Genomic DNA, 16,958 nt, shown 5'->3' with positions numbered 1-16,958 from the left:
TCATGAATAGTATTGAACAAAAAGATAAAATCCTACATGACAACTTATGGAGCTTAGCCTGGAATCTTTCCTGGCCTATCATCATTGCAATGGTGCTGTATGGGCTTAATATTGTTTTAGATGCGGTGCTGGTTGGTTTGTTGATTAGTGAAAACGCCCTGGCTGCTGTAGCCATTACCTATCCCGTGGTTTCTATAACCATGGGAATAGGTTCTCTCATTGGAGTGGGTGCAGGATCTTTGCTCAGTATAGCCATTGGTGAGAAAGATCAGAAAAAGCAGTCAGAATTATTGGGTAATGTCAATGTTCTCAGCATAGTTTTATCTGTAGTTTATTTAGTTTTTGTCTTTTTCATGGGAAGGACCCTATTAGAATTTATGGGAGCTCAGGGTGAAATCCTGGATCTTTCCCATACCTATCTTCAGCACACGCTTTTTGGTGCTTTCTTTTGGGTATATGGTTTTTCAGCCAATATGATTGTAAGGGCAGAAGGCAAAATGAAACTTGCAGCGATTATTATGGGAACCGGATTGGTAGTCAATTTACTGGTCAGCTATTTCCTGATTGATGTATTGAAACTTGGCGTTGCAGGAGCAGCCTGGGGAGCCAACATTGGCATGCTTGTCTATTCTGTTTTCGGTTTTTACTATTTCCGCAGCAAAAATGTTTCATTTCCGGCACAGCCACTGTCTTTGAAATATGATCAAGCTATCTTAAAGGCAATTTCTTCCTTGGGCATGGCTTCATTCATTATGGTAGTTATGAATCTGATACAGGCAATAGCCGTTTTCAAAAGTGTTTCCAGATATGGCAGTGCATTAGATATGGCGGTATATGGAGCTGCTTACCGGGTATATACTCTACTTCTGATGCCGATTGCCGGATTTATGAGAGCCCTTCAGCCTGTTATCGGAATTAATTTTGGAGCAGGAAAATACGACCGGACTATGAATGCCTATATGATTTTCGTATTGCTTTCAACCCTGTTCATTTTACCTATATGGATTCTTTTAATTGGTTATCCGGAGACCGTACTTTCTTCAATGATCAGTACAGAATCACTTAATGACCAGCATTACAAAGACTTTCAGGTTTTGTTGTGGGCAACTCCCGTAGTTCCCTTTCTGTTTATGACCATGAGTTTTTATCCCTCTATTGGTAAAGGAAAACCGGCAGTATTGCTGGCCATTATCCGGCAAATCATTTTTTATGTGCCTGCCATGCTCATTTTACCTGGTCTATATGGAATCAGCTGGATTTATCTTGCTTCAAGCGCAATAGAATATGGTGTGGCCCTTATCGCTCTTATCATGATTATTGGTGAATTGAGACGGCTCATTCAGCTTAAAACAAAATCAGATTTACAACAAACCTGATTTTATCCCAACAAGATGAGACTTTCATGATTGGTGACTCCGGAATGGCTGATCAATCATGATTGTTTCATCATTAAAAACTTGTATTCAATCAATGAAAAACTTACCTAAAAACCTACATGCCGTCTATTTTGATGTGGATGGTACATTAACCAAAAGCAATATTGTAGAGCCTTTATTGTATATTAAAAAACAGGTGATGTCACCATTCAGATATAGCCTTTGGAGGGCAGGACTTCCCTTTCGATTCATGTACTGGACTTTTCTTGACAAGATTGACCGTGAAAAGGCTACAGCTTCCATCTACAGACAGTATAAAGGGATCTCTGTTGAAACGATGGATTCTTTAAAAACTCAATGTTATCAGGAAAAATATCAAAAGAAACTCTTTTCAAAAGCTCTCGAAACCATCAATACTTTCAAAAGACAAGGAACACAGATAGTTCTGGTTTCGGGATCTTTGGATATTTTCCTGCAGCTTCTAGCCGAAGAATTAGGGGCTGAGCTTATTTCTTCCCGCCTAGAAACCAAAAACGGAATCTATACCGGAGAAATGGAGGGTCGTGCCGTTAGCGGAAAGCGAAAAGCTGAACTCATCCGTCAACACGCTCACAGCAATCAGTTTACGCTGGAAAACTGTGCATCTTTCGGAGACTCAGGTGATGATATTGCGATGCTCTCTTCAGTACAATATCCTGTAGCGGTTAATCCGGATAAAAAACTGGCTTCATTGGCTCAAAAAAATAACTGGGAACTTCTCATATGGTCTTAACATGCATATTTATTGTATCCATATTAATAATCTCCTGGATGAGGCGGAATTTAACGAGCTCATCCAATATGTCTCGTCCGATAAAAAGGCCAAAATCCAGCGATTCCGAAAACCCATTGATGCAGTAAGATCATTATTGGGAGATTTGATCATCCGTACTATTCTATGCAGACACTATGGATTAACAAATGATGAAATACATTATGAATACCAGGAGTTTGGAAAACCCTATCTTCCCCATCACTCCCATCTTCATTTTAATATTTCGCATTCCGGAGATTGGGTTACGGGGGTAGTTTCAAAGGATCCGGTAGGCATTGACATTGAAAGAATAGCCAAGGTAAAAGAAAACCTGGCTTCATTGTCTTTAACAACCGAAGAGTATCAACAATTCCAAAAAATCAATAAAACGGAAAGAAACCTGTTTTTTTTTGAATTATGGACCCTGAAAGAAAGCTATGTAAAAGCTACAGGAAAAGGGCTTTCCGAAGGATTAAATACATTACAAATTTCGAGGAGTAATGGAGGGATAGGTATTGAAAAGGATGGAAAACCCGTTTTGGCTTATTTTGAAATACTGGAATGTATAGAAGGATACCAACTTTCTTTGTGCTCATTTTGTGAGCATCCTGGTAAGGATGTGCAATGGCTCCACCTCAAAGAGTTTAAGAAGAGATTGGAGGAGCTTTGACTTCTTAATTTTTTAGGTCTCATATAATCTTTTTATTTTGTATCGTAAAAAATCGGGAAGTGTTTTGAAAGTTCTTCTATGGACATTTTCTTATAAGAACACCTAAATTTTCCTCTCCTAAAATTATCAAACCTAGTCTGAAACTTACGGCCAGTTGGAAGATGAGCTACATCAATTAAATCCCTTACATTTATGGGTATATCTGCGTTTAAGGGATAATATTGTGCAAAATATTTTTCCTTAAAAACATTTAGTATTTCTTGGTTAGGTATCTTATTTCCGGATTTATAGACTTCCTTGTAATATCGATCAAAGCAATCTTTATGTTGGCATTGAATCCCTTTACCTTCCCTATTTCTGCACATTATCCAGTTCCAGCTGTTGTAAAATCTATGGCCACAGCTTTTACGTTTAATCAGAAGGTATTGTTTATTGTTGGCATAATGTTCCCTTACCGTAAGTAATTCCATTTCTTGTGATTGAGAAAAAAAGGGAATAATTTTTCTGTCAAAAATGCCAAGGCAAAGCTTAGCTTCGCTTTCACTTTTATGGATATAAGGTTTTAATGATATTTCATTATGGTCTATCAAACCTTCAATATAACCTTTCTCCTGCTTATTTTTCATTAACTTGTTAATTGATTTCGCTTCATTCTGATAGCCCTTCAGCATCATTTTACTAAGCTTGTGCTGATCAAAACGTTCTTTCTGGTATATTTTATCAATCAGCACCGGTTCATAATCAGTAATGTAACGTTTATTCTTGATCTTCCTGAAGGATTCAGTATTATTAATTTGCTTTACTCTATGTTTTATGTCAGAGATGTTTGAGCCCAGTAGTTCGTTCAAGGATAGTAATATAGTTTTTTGCTGATTTTGTACCGAAACTGGAAAAACTAAGGTCAGAAAAAAAGAAACATTCTCACCCCAATTATTACAATCAATAATCATTTTTTTATCAAAACGAATATCAACTATATTGGAGATCTCCTGAATTTTTTCTTTACTCATATAGTAAGACTGCTGTTCACCAAGCATAATATGGTTTTTACAGATAGGGCATAAAAAACGTAGCTTCGCAACGGTAATAAGCTTCCTGGAAAATGTTTTCCCGTGAATTTTACAATAAAACTCAATTTCATCAACATCATATGAATGTAGCATCGATAAATGATCGGTATACCTGAACTCAATATGATCCTTATGGAAGTATTCCAATCTTTTGATACGTGCAACAATCCTTGCATTTTTAAAAAAGTCCGGATCACGTTTAGCTGCTTCAATATCTCCACTCCGTATTGGCAAATTATTGTGTATCATCCTATCTAAAAAAGCTTTTTCAATAATCTGAAGTTGAGTTTGCATGGGTAGATGTTTATTTTTGTCATCATACAATTTTATGCGTTCAATATTATCGCCAAGAAGCTCGTCCTTTATTCTGTCTCTTTCTCGATAGGCCCGGATATTCTTCTCATTCTTATCCCATCCTTTTCCAACGTGAATAGAACTGTCTATCTCCAGATAATTCGGGATCGTTGGCAATTTAAAATCTATTCTGTAAGTCTTTTCTGCGTTTATTTTTATGGGGTATTCGGCCACATAATCAAGATTGAAGTATGCAAGCAATGCCTGATAATAAGAATGTGCATATGATACATTATTTTCACGTGTACATTGAGTACATCCCAAATTTCTACATTTAAAATCAGCCCAGGAAACTTCATATTCATCATGTATATGACAAGTCAGTTCATTGATTCTAATTCGAATTTGGCTAATCGGTGAGAATGGTTTTATCTGTGCTTCAATTTCTGATCTTGACGATAGGAGTCTGAACTTCTTACCAAAATGCGTATAGAAACGATCTTCATCCATTTCTATATAAGCTTTGATAAAATCATAACCTTTATGAAATGAAGCGTTATCATAGCAGAATGCACAGCGTTTATTTTTATGCAAAACCTCTTCAGGGGTAGCTAAAAATGCAGGATGTCTGGAGTTCAAAGTACACCAATGTAACACTTTTTCTTTTGTATCGATTTTTTCCAATGTATCATCTGTAGCGATCTTTAATTTAAGTTTGGCTATTTTGTAATTATAGCCTTCAAAACTAGTTTTTCTAAGCCGTTGTTTATTACAGAGATTGCATAACATTACTCCTTTATTTCTTTTGGATATTAGAAATGATCTCCACGGTAAAGAATACGTTCCTTGTTCAGAATGGAGATTACAAGAGACTATTAGGACCTTATCAAATCTGTTTACACTATGCAATGTCAGCTGACCTGAAGTTTGCTGTGCAATATAATTTCCCAGTTCAATATCATCTTTGATTCTCTCCAGTATATTTATACTACCGGTATCGTCTTCACAGAAAGAACATTTTATATTTTTAAATGACTGAGGTGACCTGACATAATAAAATTTACCACATATTCGATGTATAATCTTATAACCTAAAGGTGTAATACTCATGTCCAGATCATATTCGTCAGAAGAATTTCTCCTGATTTCAGTTTTCCATCGTTTAAGTTTAAGTAATACCTTCAGTTTGAGCTTACAATTAATGCACACAATATGCCCCGGTGAGTAAATCGCTGTAAATATATTGCTATAGGTATGTTCCTTTGTTTCACCACAGGTCTTACAGATTAAAGGCAAACATGATTTTGCATAGTAGATCTGATCATTATCAATTCCAGCTCTATTTAAAATCCAGGGAAAATCAACCGATTCAAGCATGATTTTTTCGGCTTTTATGATAAGTTTATCACTTCTCTCCTTCTTTTTAATCCTTGTTTTGCAATCTGTACAACTACAATGATTGGGATCATTAAACAGATGGTATTTTAAATTTCCCAAATTATGTTTTGTACGAAATCCACAATCTTTGCATCTTACAGAGATATAATCTTTATTTTTTAATCTCTTCGTGGTATTAAAGCCTGAAGCAATGCACCAACTCGTTGTAGAAGTTTCATTTAATATTTGTTTAAGCTCATCCGGTAACATCACAATGCATTTTTCAAATTTGAAATATTTCACCCCCTCTCAACATTTACAATTCTATAAAAAATTCCAGGAAAACTTCTTTCCCATTTCTTCAATACAGGATAAATAATAGAGAGGAACTTTTTAAAACAAGGTTTACCTCAACAATTTTGAGACGCACAAAAAATGGCAGAGATAATTAAAGTTCAGAAAGTTAAATTACTATTTTTTACATTTACAATCAATACATCCCATCAATATATCAGGTCTTTGCGTAAAATATAAACCACAAAAGACATAATAAAACCTTTATTATAAACACTTCAGTACACTTTAGTTAGTTTAAAAATGACATTTTACAGGGACTTTTACGTACTCACCACTAAGAGTAACTTCCAGCCCCTTAACTTCAGCCCTCCTGCACAGAACCATTTACCCTCTTCCCTCTTCTTTCCAGAATAAGATACGCTGCATCCAGCATTTTAACCGTATGGATGTAGGGCATCACGATATTTCTTTCCGGTAGATTTTCATAAACACCCATGGAGAAATAGACCATTCCGGACATAAAATAATCAAATTCTTTGAGGGTATATGCTCTGAATGCTTTTTTGAAAACCAACAGCGGATTCCGGTATTCCTTCTCCGAAAGCAAGCCAAGAAGCCACGGGGAAATCTTTTCTGGTTGGGTATCTACAGTCCATTTTCTTTCCTTTAATATCATGAGATAGCCTGCCCGAATCAACGACCTCATCGACTGATGAAACCGGAAGATCACCGCCGGATCTTCATGGATCCAGCTATTTCTCTTTACCGCATAGTTCACTAAGTTGCTGAGCATTTCTTTGGAATCATTCAGCTCATTGAAGTGGAAGAAAGTTTCCATCAGCTTTAGCCCAGAGTGCTTGCTGTCTGCCCGAAAGCAGGTATCGAAATGTGTTTTTATCTTTTTCATTGTTTGTATTTTTTAATGGGGTTCAAAAACTAAGGATTGAGTGACATTTTTCCTTAATTAACCATTAAGATCTTTTAAGGGTTTAAGAATCATTAAGGACATAGCTGAAGCTATTTTTTAAACCACAAAAGTCACAAAAGTTTTATTTTAAACATTTTTGATTTTTAAGTTTAGTTACTTTGCGCATAGAAGTTCACATAAGCCTTTAAAAATCTTTGATTTTTATTCTTTTGAGAACTTTTATTATATTTAAAATCTGCGCAAATAGCTTTTGTTCCTTTTGTGGTTAAGCTTAAAAAGTTTAAACAAGTTTTTACTTAAAACCTTGATTTTTCTTAATGTTTTTTTTCATGTGTTTGTATTTTTAGAATGTATGAAACCACCAGCCTACCGATGTACGCTGAGTTGTATGGTAAATGATGAATAGAAATAAAATCTGTGTTCCCGTGAAAGCCCTGAAGCCGCAATGGATTGTACACTCCATTGTATCGTATCATGATACTTTATGTGGTGAAACGGCTTAGAAAAAGATGATTGTAGAAAAGCAGAACAGCATGAAAATAAAAACGGCATGAGACTCTACAATATCTGAACTAGAGGTACTGGTATACCCAACACACAGATAAGAGAGCCCACGCCTAGGTCGTGAGCTTCCTGCTTATCGTCTTGTGTGTTTAAAAATTACCAGTTTTCTAGTACAAGATTCTAAGCAATAGCTTCTATTATTCTTTGAAGTATCGCAAAGCTACTTTATTGTAGCTTATTGTACAAATATAAAACAATTTTTAAAATATGTACTATAGTACATAATATTTTTTGATGTTTTTTATTCACTTTGGCTTATGAATGAATCATTAGACGAAATAGAAAGGTTTGTTATAAAGCGTATAAAAGAAATACGTGAAACAAAAAGAATTACTCAAGAAGAACTATCTCTTTCTATTGGTAAGAATATTGGATTTATTTCGCAGATAGAAGCTCCTTCGAAAAAGGCTAAATATAATTTGATTCATCTAAACTTAATCGCAATAGCATTAGGTTGTTCTATTAAAGATTTCTTCCCTGATGAACCAATTAAAGAGAAGAAATATGATATTAAAGAAATTAAAACAAAAAAAACATAAAAAGAGCTAGTTTATTTTAGTACACTTCTAGCATTCATTTAAGTTGTTGTTTATTCTTTTGTGCAAAGTTCTTTCAATGTAAACAATATCCTCAGACATTTTATTATAAATTTGTAATAGTAGCCAATTATCAATGTTTAAAATATGGAGCTTTTCAATGTTATAAGTTATCAACAAGAATACAGGAAAATTAAAATTAATAAAGATATTTTAAAAACATATCCTGCTTGGGAAAAACATTTTGAAGAAATTGAGTTAATAGATTATCAAGATCTGAAAGTTAATATTTACTCTCATACCTATGTAGATTTTTTAAAAATTTTCAAAAACCTAGAGTTTAACTATTATCTATTAGAAAAAGAAAAAAATCAATTTTTAACAACAGAGAAATATATTGAAAAACGTTATTTGGCTGACATTAAAATTTTAGAAAACATTCTTTTTTCAAAGAACAATCAAGAAGAACATAATGGGCAACTTAGCCGGGATGTAGAAATATCTCATTTTCCAAAACATTTTGAAGCTATAGCAGATGATTTAATTTATACTTATGAGAAAGGAGAAGAAAGAGCTATTGATTATGTTTTCATAATAGGTGAAATAGATTTCTATAAGTACGATGAAAAGGATTATTTTAATCGTCTGTACAAATTTTTAAAAAAAGAAATTTACCTATTGTTTAATGAATTAGAGAAGAATCATAAAGCAACCGAAGAACAACAAACAACTGAAGACAACCTTTTATACCATAATAAATTTTCAGATTTTATAAATGAAGTAGAACTTTTTAAAGCTAATACATTATCAGATTTTGCAATTAATATTGCAAAAAATGGAAAACACAACTACAACTATTTCCTTGATTATATAAACTCTATTGAAAATAAATTTAACAACTATAATTTAACCAAATATGTAATAGTTTCTTATTTCACTGAAAGTGAAATAATTACATGTCTTAAAAATAGTTTTAAAAATTTTAAAGAAAAATATATTTATGCAACTATAAATGATTATTTCGAAAAAAATGATGATTTCAAATTTTTAGCCAGTCGAATAAAAGAAATTGATTACTACATACTTGGAAATAATCGATATCAAGTTTCTTATAGACCTAAAGATAAATTTGATAATTATGGTACACATAAAAATCATTTAGTATACTATTACAATAAAACTTTTTATTTTTTTGACTTAAAATATTTTGATTCAGATAATATTGATATGCATTTTAAACATATGAACAGAATATTTGATAGAGACAGGGAAAAACTTTTACGAAGCCTTACTAATGGTTACAAAGGAGATGGTTTAGAAAAGAAAATTACTTCAGAAATAGGGTCTCAATTACCAAAACCCACTAACGGTGATAAAATTGTAGTTCCACAAAAAATAAAAATTAAAGGTAGTCTTCAATCTATTGGCTATTTGTTTTCCGAATTAATTGATAAAGGTTTTATTGAAGCTCCCAAAAGAAACGGAAAGGATAACACCAGCGCCATTTCTAGAATGATTTTAGACCATTTTGAATTTATAGATAAACAAGAGCAGCCAAAACCTGAAGATATACGTAAAACTCTTTTTACAGACAATAAGCTTTCAATCGAGAAACAAAATCAATTTAAAATTCCTCACAATAAAATCATCAATACAGATTAAATAAATAACAATCTAGTTTACAATCAATTATTACACTTCCTGGATAAACTGGATAATAATTTGGATAACATTTATACTCGATAATAACCAATCTTTGCACTATTAATTTAACAAAATATTGCAAATGAGTACAATTAAAACTATTGAAAATAGTCAGACAAAATTTAATGTAGAAATCTTAGCAAATTCTCATCAAGAATACCAAAGCAAAAGTATTTTCAAAACCACTTCTGAAATACAAATCATCGCAGCTTTTTACTTAGTTTTCAAAATGCTTCGAAGAATCAAAATGAATTTTGACATCAATTTGAGAATTTCTGGAAAAAACAAAAAAACTAAGACAGTAATAAAAACAGAATAAACTGTATTGAGGAAAATTCTGACCCCTTGCTTAATATTAATGTTTGCCAATTAAGGAAATTGCATTTCAACAATACGGTTTCCCATAATGAATTAATAAATATTCTCAATAAATTTCATTTGAATTTTAAACCTTATTAATTATGGCAAAAACAACGCCGTGGCATAGCATTGAAAGAAATGCAAATGTTCACCACAACAACACAAGTTGTACAGAAGGAAACAACATCGAAACTAGAAACAGAAGATCTGGTACTGGTGGCAAACCACTTTGTTCTCACTGTGCTAAGCTCAGCTAAGAATGTTATTTCATTAAATAAGCTCATCCCAAAAAAGGGATGAGTTTTACATTTATTATTGCAACAAAGTTTCATTTTATAAAATTTTATCCCTACTTTTGACGCTTCTTATGCAAAAAACATTGAAAACCTTTTTTGTCTTTTCTTTGTTACTGATCTTCCTATCGAACGTCAGTGGAATAAGTATATGTCTTGAACATGCGAAGCACGCAACCACCAAAACCTTCCCTAAAAAAGATTCTAAAGAAGAAAAAGGACCTACCTTCTCCAAGGATGACCATTGCCAGTGTGCCCTCCATATGCATATGAACAATGTGGTTCTGCCGGAATCTTTAACGGTAGATTTTGCTGTAAACACTGCCAACGACAGTGAAATGCCTCAACCGAAGGCCATTACCTACCGGTGTTTACTCGATTTTTTCAGCTCCCGCGCACCCCCGTCAGATTTCTATACTGCAGCCTGATTATTTTTTTCGCTGCAGCCCGTTACCTATTGCAGGTCTTATGATCTGTAAGTCTATTTCTGTGGGCATTTGTATACCTCTCTGTATACAAAATCCTTTTTATTAATATACGATATCACAGATGTCTGTATCATTCTATTTGTAATGCGCATCAACCACTTTAACGGTCCGGAAGTAATGAACCTCATTTCCGGCAAAACCATACAGCTTTCTGCTTTGGGAGCTATTATTTCATCTTCTTTACTGAATGCTCAGTCGGTAAGCAAAGACTCCGCATCAGGATCAATACAAACGGTAGAGATCATCGGCAGAAAATCAAAAGATTATATTTCTGATTATTCTTTTGCAGCCACTAAAACAGCCATGAGGAATAAGGATCTTCCTTTAACGCTTAATACCATTACCAAAGAGTTCATCCGTGAACGCCAGGCCTTTCAGCTGGGAGAAGTATTAAAAAATGTAAGCGGTGTTTCTCCTTCAAGCTATTACAATCAGTACAACATCCGCGGAATCAGCCAGAATGAAGAAGGTCAGATCATCAATGGAATGAGAACCAGGCAGTATTATTTTCTGCAGCCTATGACCTCCAATATAGAACGCGTAGAGGTTTTTAAAGGTCCTGCCAGCATCACCATGTCCAGCGTAGATCCCGGTGGGACCATCAATATGGTGACTAAAAAGCCTTTACCGGATCCACGGCACGAAATCAGTCTCTCAGGCGGAAGTTTTGATACCTACCGGATTACAACAGACCTTACAGGACCTCTGAATAAGAGCAAAACTTTACTGTACCGTTTTAATGGGGCGTATCAGAATGCAAAATCCTTTAGGGATCATATTAACAACAGTGGTTTTCTGATCTCGCCTTCCATTACCTATATCCCGGATGAAAAAACTTCTTTGAATGTGGAGATGATCATTAATCATCTCAATGGAAACCTGGACCGCGGCCAGCCTATTTTTGGAGCCGTAGCAGGGAAAACCGACCTCAACAGCACCCCGAAAAGTTTAAATCTTGGAGCTCCTGACGACTTTTTTAAAACGAGGGAGCTGATCATTATGGGAAACTTCTCCAGACATATTAATAAACACATCAGCTTTAATGCCTCTTACATGAAACAGCTGTGGAAAGAAGACCTTCAGGAGCATCGTACTACAGGGGCTTTCGTCCCTGATATAGAAAACAAACCCATATCCAGCCTGGCCATGATGCAGTTTGTCCAGAGAAAGCAAAACTGGGCTACGGACAACCTGAATGCCTATTTTAATTTCAACTTTAAAACCGGGCAGGTGGAACATCAAACTCTTATCGGGTACGATAACCAGATCTGGGAAAAGCGAAAAGGAGGCCTTCAGAATGCTGCAAGAGGATTTCTGATGAAAGACGGCTCTGTAGCATCCTCTTATAATCCTGCCAATGCAGAAAGCTATGAAACCATCCTGTACAACGGAATAACAGTACCTAAACCGAACGTCACTCCTTTTGATTTAAGCCCCGGAGCGCAAAATTATCAGGGAGCAGATTTGTATAAGACCAATGTGACGACCCAGCTGCCTGCTGCACTTACCACCACTCATGCAACCTATATTCAGCATCTTTTTACGTGGAAAAAATTCAAAGTATTGTCCGGGATCCGTCATGAATGGTTTAAAGATACAACCCACTTTAAAGAAGCTGACGAATCTTCATTCAGCAACAATAAGTTTTTATACAGACTGGGAATCACCTATAGCCTGACGGATGAGATCAACCTTTATGGAACGTATCTTACCGGATACCAGCCCCAGTCCAATACGGTGACATTAATGCCCAACACCGGGCGGTTTACCGGTTCGGAATCTGCTGCCCAATTCAAACCTTTAACTTCTGATCTTAAGGAAATAGGGGTTAAAGGGCGTTTGTTCGGGATGCTTTCGGCCAGTCTTGCGGTATATGAGATCAATCAGAAAAATATACTGATCAATGCCAATAATCCGGCAGAACCGGATCAGCTTATCCAGCGTGGTGCCGACCGCAGCAGAGGTTTTGAGGCTGAAGTGACAGGCTATATTCTTCCTCAATGGCACATCTATGCCGGATACAGTTATATTGACGCCCGGATAGTAGACGATGCAGACGCAACTCTCATAGGTCAAAGAAAGGAGAATACGTCTAAGAACTCTGTTAATATCTGGACCCGTTATAATTTTTCAAAAACAAGCTTCCTGAGCGACTTCGGAGTTGGGTTGGGTATGCTGTACCAGAGTTCCAAAGTTCCCTGGTTTACCCGAGGATTTCAGCTTCCGGCTTACACTACTGTAGATGCTGCGGTCTATTATACTCTTTTACAGTCGAAAGTGCAGCTGGCACTTACGGTCAATAATATCACCAACACGTCTTATTGGGTGGGTGCACAGAATTATCTCAGACTTTTTCCGGGAGCTCCCACAAATTATCTATTAACTGCTACCTATAATTTTTAAACTATGCCTATTTCAAACTTACGACGTATCGTCAGAAAAACCCGGCAGGATTTGCTCAAAGGAAAACAAAACCTGCTTATCACCGTTATTGTGCTCTTATTCTGTATGATGAGCATCGGGGTCAGATTCATGCAATATACAGACAACGTTTCCCAGATCAAAGAATACCGCAGCGAGGTGCGGGAACATTGGGAAGACCGGCCAGACAAGCATCCGCACAGGATGGCCCACTACGGATACCTGGTATTCCGGACCGCCCATCCTTTAAGCCTTTTTGATAACGGGCTGGATGATTATCTGGGCAATGTTATTTTTCTGGAAGCCCACAAACAGAATACCGCCAACCTTTCCGAGGCAGGAAGTTCCGGAGCTTTGGTCCGTTTTGGAGCCTTCAGCAGTGCATTCATTCTTCAGAGCATTGTTCCGCTGATCATCCTGTTTCTGGGTTTCGGACTTATTGTTCAGGAGCGTGAGAACACCACACTGAAAATACTAAGCATTCAGGGGGCGTCCAACAGGGATATTCTTTGGGGCAAGATCCTTGGATTATGGCAGTTTTCATTATTCTTTCTGCTGCCTGTATTACCTGTGATCTTGTTTACTGCCGCATTTTCGGAAACAGTTCTCCTTAACGATATTGTACTGAGAATACTTTCTCTCCTGCCCGCTTACATGATTTATTATTTTTTCATCAGCACCCTGGCGGTGGTAATATCATCAGTAAGCAGGACTTCTGCAACGGCTTTGGTAAGCCTGATCGGATGCTGGCTTCTCCTGGTCATTTTTCTTCCGAAAGGGATCCAGTTTGCTGCACAGAACCTGTATTCTACCCCATCCCGTATTGCTTTTGAAACCCAGCTGGAAAAAGATATTCTGAAAGCGGGAGACAGCCATAATCCGGATGATCCTCATTTCAAAAAGATTAAAGACTCTCTGCTTCTTCACTACGGAGTAACCAATACCAATGAGCTGCCCTTCAACTACAGTGGGTTTGTGATGAAGGAGGGCGAAAAGATCAGTTCCCAGATTTACATTTCGCACCAGAAAAAGTTACAGGAACAATATCACCAGCAGCAGAAATTCTCTGAGCTGTTCGGGTTTATAGATCCCTCTCTGGCCATCAGACATTTTTCTATGGCAGCAACGGGAACAGATTTTTTCTCTTACATCCAGTTTCAGAAACAGGCCGAAGAATACCGCTACAAGATGGCACAGCGGCTGAATGATCTGCAGATACAGTATATCAGCAATATAAAACCGGAAAAAGGAGGTCCTCCGGCTGTGATCGACGGAAAAAACTGGAAAGAATTCCCTGATTTCGAGTATGAGTATACTTCTCTTACCGAAAGCATGAAGAATCAGTGGATATCTGCCGCAGCCCTGTTATTCTGGCTTGCAGCCTGTGTATTAATCATAGAAATAAGCAGTAGAAACCTAAAACTTATCTAATGAATCATTATTTATATAAACAATTTTACCGCAACAAGGCCTATCTTATCGCCCTGGTATTTTTACTGGCGGCAGGCCTCATGGCTATCTATACCGGAAAAAAATTCCTCGACAGAAATGAAGATATCATTGCAAAGAGTGGCAATTTTCAGAAAGAAAGCATTGCACGCAATGTAAAATTTCACAAGGATGATCTGGGCCTGATCTTATATTACGTCAAATTCAACCTGGTGAATGAAACGCCAAAGCTTGCAGCATTAAATATAGGTATGCGCGATCTGAATCCGTCGATACAGGGCGTTACCATAAGAAATCTGGAGGAGCAGCGTTATAATTCGGATTTTTATAATCCTGCCAATGCTGCTGTCGGGAATTTCGATTTTAGCTTTGTCCTTATTTTTCTTTTCCCACTGGTTATTATTGCCTTCTGCTATAACCTCATCTCCGAAGAGGAGGAAAAAGGAACCTGGAAACTTCTTTCTGTACAAAGCGGACATCTGGGAAGATTTTTAAATGCCAAAATAATCATACGGGGTATTGCGGTAAGCCTGATCTACCTTCTTTTGATCATCATTGCCACACTTTGGATCCGGATTCCTCTGGATAAGTTCTATATATTTTTTATCCTCTCGGGGTGGCTGTATATTCTCTTTTGGTTTGTATTATGCCGCTGGGCCATCCTGTTCAGAAAATCATCTGCTCAGAATGCCCTCATCCTTCTTATTGTGTGGGTTGCTATGAACTTCATTATTCCGATGGGGTGTAATCTGCTGATCCAAAAGTCTTATCCTGTTCAGGAATCCCTTAAGGCAGTTATGGAACAGCGTGAAGGTTACCACAACAAATGGGATGAGCCCAAGAAACCTACCATGGAAAAGTTTTACAAAGTATATCCTCAGTACAGGAAGTTTACCGTAGAAGAGAATGATACCTTCACCTGGACCTGGTATTACGCCATGCAGCATATGGGAGATGCGGAAGCCTCACAATCTGCACTTCTTTACAGAGAGAAAATGGACAAGCGTAACCGTGCCGCCGTTTTCCTTGGTTATTTTCTTCCCAACATCCATACTCAGCTTACCGAGAGCCGGCTGGCTCAGACCGGAATGGATAATCACCTGCAATACAGTGCGGCACTGCAAAAGTTTCATGAAGGAAAACGTTTGTTTTTTTATCCTCTTATCTTTTCAGGTCAGAATGCAGAATCCGTTAACTGGGCCACACAAACAGTAGACCATTTCACAAAACCTGAAAAACTGAATATGCTGCAGCTTTTATTACCGTATTTGATCATCATCGTTTTACTTCTTCTTTTTTCACAAAATAAATACCGAAAACTATGTTAAAAACAATTAATCTACACAAAAAATATAATGATTTCACAGCGCTTCAATCCCTTAATTTAGAAGTTGGGAAGGGAGAAATTTATGCTTTATTAGGCCAAAACGGAGCAGGCAAAAGTACGACCATCAATATTCTTCTGGGACTCATCAAAGCTACATCCGGAGATGCTTTTATCAATAATATATCGGTGACAGATCATCCGCAGAAAATAAAAAAAGAACTGGCTTATATTCCGGAGACTGTGCTTTTATACCCTAATCTTACCGGCATGGAAAATCTGGATTTCTTTTCCAAAATAGCAGGATTTAATTACACCAGAGCCGAACTGTCCGCATTTCTGAGACATACCGGATTACAGGAAGTAGCCCACCATAAAACATTGGGTGGCTATTCTAAGGGGATGCGTCAAAAGGTAGGAATAGCGATTGCCCTGGCCAAAGATGCCAAAGTACTCTTATTGGACGAGCCTACGAGTGGCCTGGACCCTATTGCCACGGCAGAGTTTACGGAAATTATCCGTCAGCTGGGACAGGAAGGGAGAACCATACTCATGGCTACTCATGATATTTTCAATGCAGTAAGTGTGGCCTCAAATATCGGAATTATGAAACAGGGACAGCTGGTGCAGAATCTCCAGTCCAAAGCATTTACGGCAGAAGAATTACAGGAATTGTATCTGAAAACAATCTGATTTTGTTTCCACACATTCAATAATATAAGCAATTAAAAAAAGCCAGATGATAACCCTATCTGGCTTTTTGGTCATTGAATGATAAGACCCAGCTTTCCTATTGCCCTTAAATAAACCCAATCATCTATATTTCACGATAATCTCAAATAGATCAAATCTTTTTTCTCATATAATCATCATGTAAACTAAATAGCTGAAATGAATTATATGAATGTATTTAGATTTTTCAGTTGATGATAACTACTATAATGATTGAAAGAAAATTTTGTATAATTTTTTTACTGCTATGCATTTCCGTAAATTTGATCTGTAAAAATAAAA

Annotated in this window: 12 protein-coding genes; 10 read left to right on the top strand and 2 right to left on the bottom strand. The window is 36.5% G+C overall.

From position 1 onward, the window contains the following. The first annotated feature begins 2 nt into the window (after positions 1 to 2). From WH267_RS03460 to WH267_RS03450, 3 genes are all read left to right on the top strand, one after another. A complete protein-coding gene (locus tag WH267_RS03460; protein WP_340005726.1) occupies positions 3 to 1,376 on the top strand; it encodes an MATE family efflux transporter in 1,374 nt (457 codons plus the stop codon). 94 nt (positions 1,377 to 1,470) lie between these two features. After that, positions 1,471 to 2,148 carry an HAD family hydrolase gene (locus tag WH267_RS03455; RefSeq protein ID WP_340005724.1) on the top strand — a complete coding sequence of 226 codons (678 nt, stop codon included), beginning with the start codon at positions 1,471 to 1,473 and terminating at the stop codon, positions 2,146 to 2,148. A gap of 1 nt (position 2,149) precedes the next feature. Continuing rightward, positions 2,150 to 2,839 (top strand): 4'-phosphopantetheinyl transferase family protein, encoded by a 690-nt coding sequence (locus tag WH267_RS03450; RefSeq protein WP_340005722.1) that lies wholly within the window; start codon positions 2,150 to 2,152, stop codon positions 2,837 to 2,839. Between the two features lie 32 nt (positions 2,840 to 2,871). Here the strand turns inward: WH267_RS03450 and WH267_RS03445 are convergent, their stop codons facing one another. Both WH267_RS03445 and WH267_RS03440 read right to left on the bottom strand, forming a co-directional pair. Then, positions 2,872 to 5,850 carry a hypothetical protein gene (locus WH267_RS03445; protein WP_340005720.1) on the bottom strand — a complete coding sequence of 993 codons (2,979 nt, stop codon included), beginning with the start codon at positions 5,848 to 5,850 and terminating at the stop codon, positions 2,872 to 2,874. A 388-nt stretch (positions 5,851 to 6,238) separates the two neighbouring features. Then, positions 6,239 to 6,784 carry a hypothetical protein gene (locus WH267_RS03440; protein ID WP_340005718.1) on the bottom strand — a complete coding sequence of 182 codons (546 nt, stop codon included), beginning with the start codon at positions 6,782 to 6,784 and terminating at the stop codon, positions 6,239 to 6,241. A gap of 842 nt (positions 6,785 to 7,626) precedes the next feature. Here WH267_RS03440 and WH267_RS03435 point away from each other — a divergent pair. From WH267_RS03435 to WH267_RS03405, 7 genes are all read left to right on the top strand, one after another. Further along, positions 7,627 to 7,908 (top strand): helix-turn-helix domain-containing protein, encoded by a 282-nt coding sequence (locus WH267_RS03435; protein WP_340005716.1) that lies wholly within the window; start codon positions 7,627 to 7,629, stop codon positions 7,906 to 7,908. A 144-nt stretch (positions 7,909 to 8,052) separates the two neighbouring features. Next, the gene (locus tag WH267_RS03430; protein ID WP_340005714.1) at positions 8,053 to 9,567 is read left to right on the top strand and encodes a hypothetical protein; all 1,515 of its coding nucleotides are present in this window, start codon (positions 8,053 to 8,055) and stop codon (positions 9,565 to 9,567) included. 124 nt (positions 9,568 to 9,691) lie between these two features. Next, positions 9,692 to 9,928, top strand: coding sequence for a hypothetical protein (locus tag WH267_RS03425; RefSeq protein ID WP_340005712.1), 237 nt, complete (start codon positions 9,692 to 9,694; stop codon positions 9,926 to 9,928). Positions 9,929 to 10,834: 906 nt separating this feature from the next. Beyond that, positions 10,835 to 13,153 carry a TonB-dependent siderophore receptor gene (locus WH267_RS03420; protein ID WP_340005710.1) on the top strand — a complete coding sequence of 773 codons (2,319 nt, stop codon included), beginning with the start codon at positions 10,835 to 10,837 and terminating at the stop codon, positions 13,151 to 13,153. A 3-nt stretch (positions 13,154 to 13,156) separates the two neighbouring features. Next, entirely contained in the window at positions 13,157 to 14,602 is a 1,446-nt protein-coding gene (locus WH267_RS03415; RefSeq protein ID WP_340005708.1) for an ABC transporter permease, read from the top strand. Next, entirely contained in the window at positions 14,602 to 15,948 is a 1,347-nt protein-coding gene (locus WH267_RS03410) for a DUF3526 domain-containing protein (protein WP_340005706.1), read from the top strand. The genes WH267_RS03415 and WH267_RS03410 overlap by 1 nt, the downstream gene beginning before the upstream one ends. Further along, complete coding sequence (locus tag WH267_RS03405) at positions 15,942 to 16,637, top strand: ABC transporter ATP-binding protein (RefSeq protein WP_340005703.1); 696 nt, start codon at positions 15,942 to 15,944, stop codon at positions 16,635 to 16,637. The genes WH267_RS03410 and WH267_RS03405 overlap by 7 nt, the downstream gene beginning before the upstream one ends. Positions 16,638 to 16,958 lie beyond the last annotated feature (321 nt).

This window comes from Chryseobacterium sp. MYb328 (assembly GCF_037572595.1).
Lineage (GTDB): Bacteria > Bacteroidota > Bacteroidia > Flavobacteriales > Weeksellaceae > Chryseobacterium > Chryseobacterium pennae.
The sequence above is the reverse complement of the archived record's forward strand: the minus strand, read 5'-3'. Positions and strand labels throughout refer to the sequence as shown.

Bases quoted from the DNA above. Each gene is read 5' to 3' on its own strand.
- WH267_RS03415 (WP_340005708.1), top strand. From the start codon at position 13,157: ATGCCTATTTCAAACTTACGACGTATCGTCAGAAAAACCCGGCAGGAT.
- WH267_RS03435 (WP_340005716.1), top strand. From the start codon at position 7,627: ATGAATGAATCATTAGACGAAATAGAAAGGTTTGTTATAAAGCGTATA.
- WH267_RS03430 (WP_340005714.1), top strand. From the start codon at position 8,053: ATGGAGCTTTTCAATGTTATAAGTTATCAACAAGAATACAGGAAAATT.
- WH267_RS03440 (WP_340005718.1), bottom strand. From the start codon at position 6,784: ATGAAAAAGATAAAAACACATTTCGATACCTGCTTTCGGGCAGACAGC.
- WH267_RS03410 (WP_340005706.1), top strand. From the start codon at position 14,602: ATGAATCATTATTTATATAAACAATTTTACCGCAACAAGGCCTATCTT.
- WH267_RS03445 (WP_340005720.1), bottom strand. From the start codon at position 5,850: ATGTTACCGGATGAGCTTAAACAAATATTAAATGAAACTTCTACAACG.
- WH267_RS03405 (WP_340005703.1), top strand. From the start codon at position 15,942: ATGTTAAAAACAATTAATCTACACAAAAAATATAATGATTTCACAGCG.
- WH267_RS03460 (WP_340005726.1), top strand. From the start codon at position 3: ATGAATAGTATTGAACAAAAAGATAAAATCCTACATGACAACTTATGG.
- WH267_RS03425 (WP_340005712.1), top strand. From the start codon at position 9,692: ATGAGTACAATTAAAACTATTGAAAATAGTCAGACAAAATTTAATGTA.
- WH267_RS03455 (WP_340005724.1), top strand. From the start codon at position 1,471: ATGAAAAACTTACCTAAAAACCTACATGCCGTCTATTTTGATGTGGAT.
- WH267_RS03420 (WP_340005710.1), top strand. From the start codon at position 10,835: ATGCGCATCAACCACTTTAACGGTCCGGAAGTAATGAACCTCATTTCC.
- WH267_RS03450 (WP_340005722.1), top strand. From the start codon at position 2,150: ATGCATATTTATTGTATCCATATTAATAATCTCCTGGATGAGGCGGAA.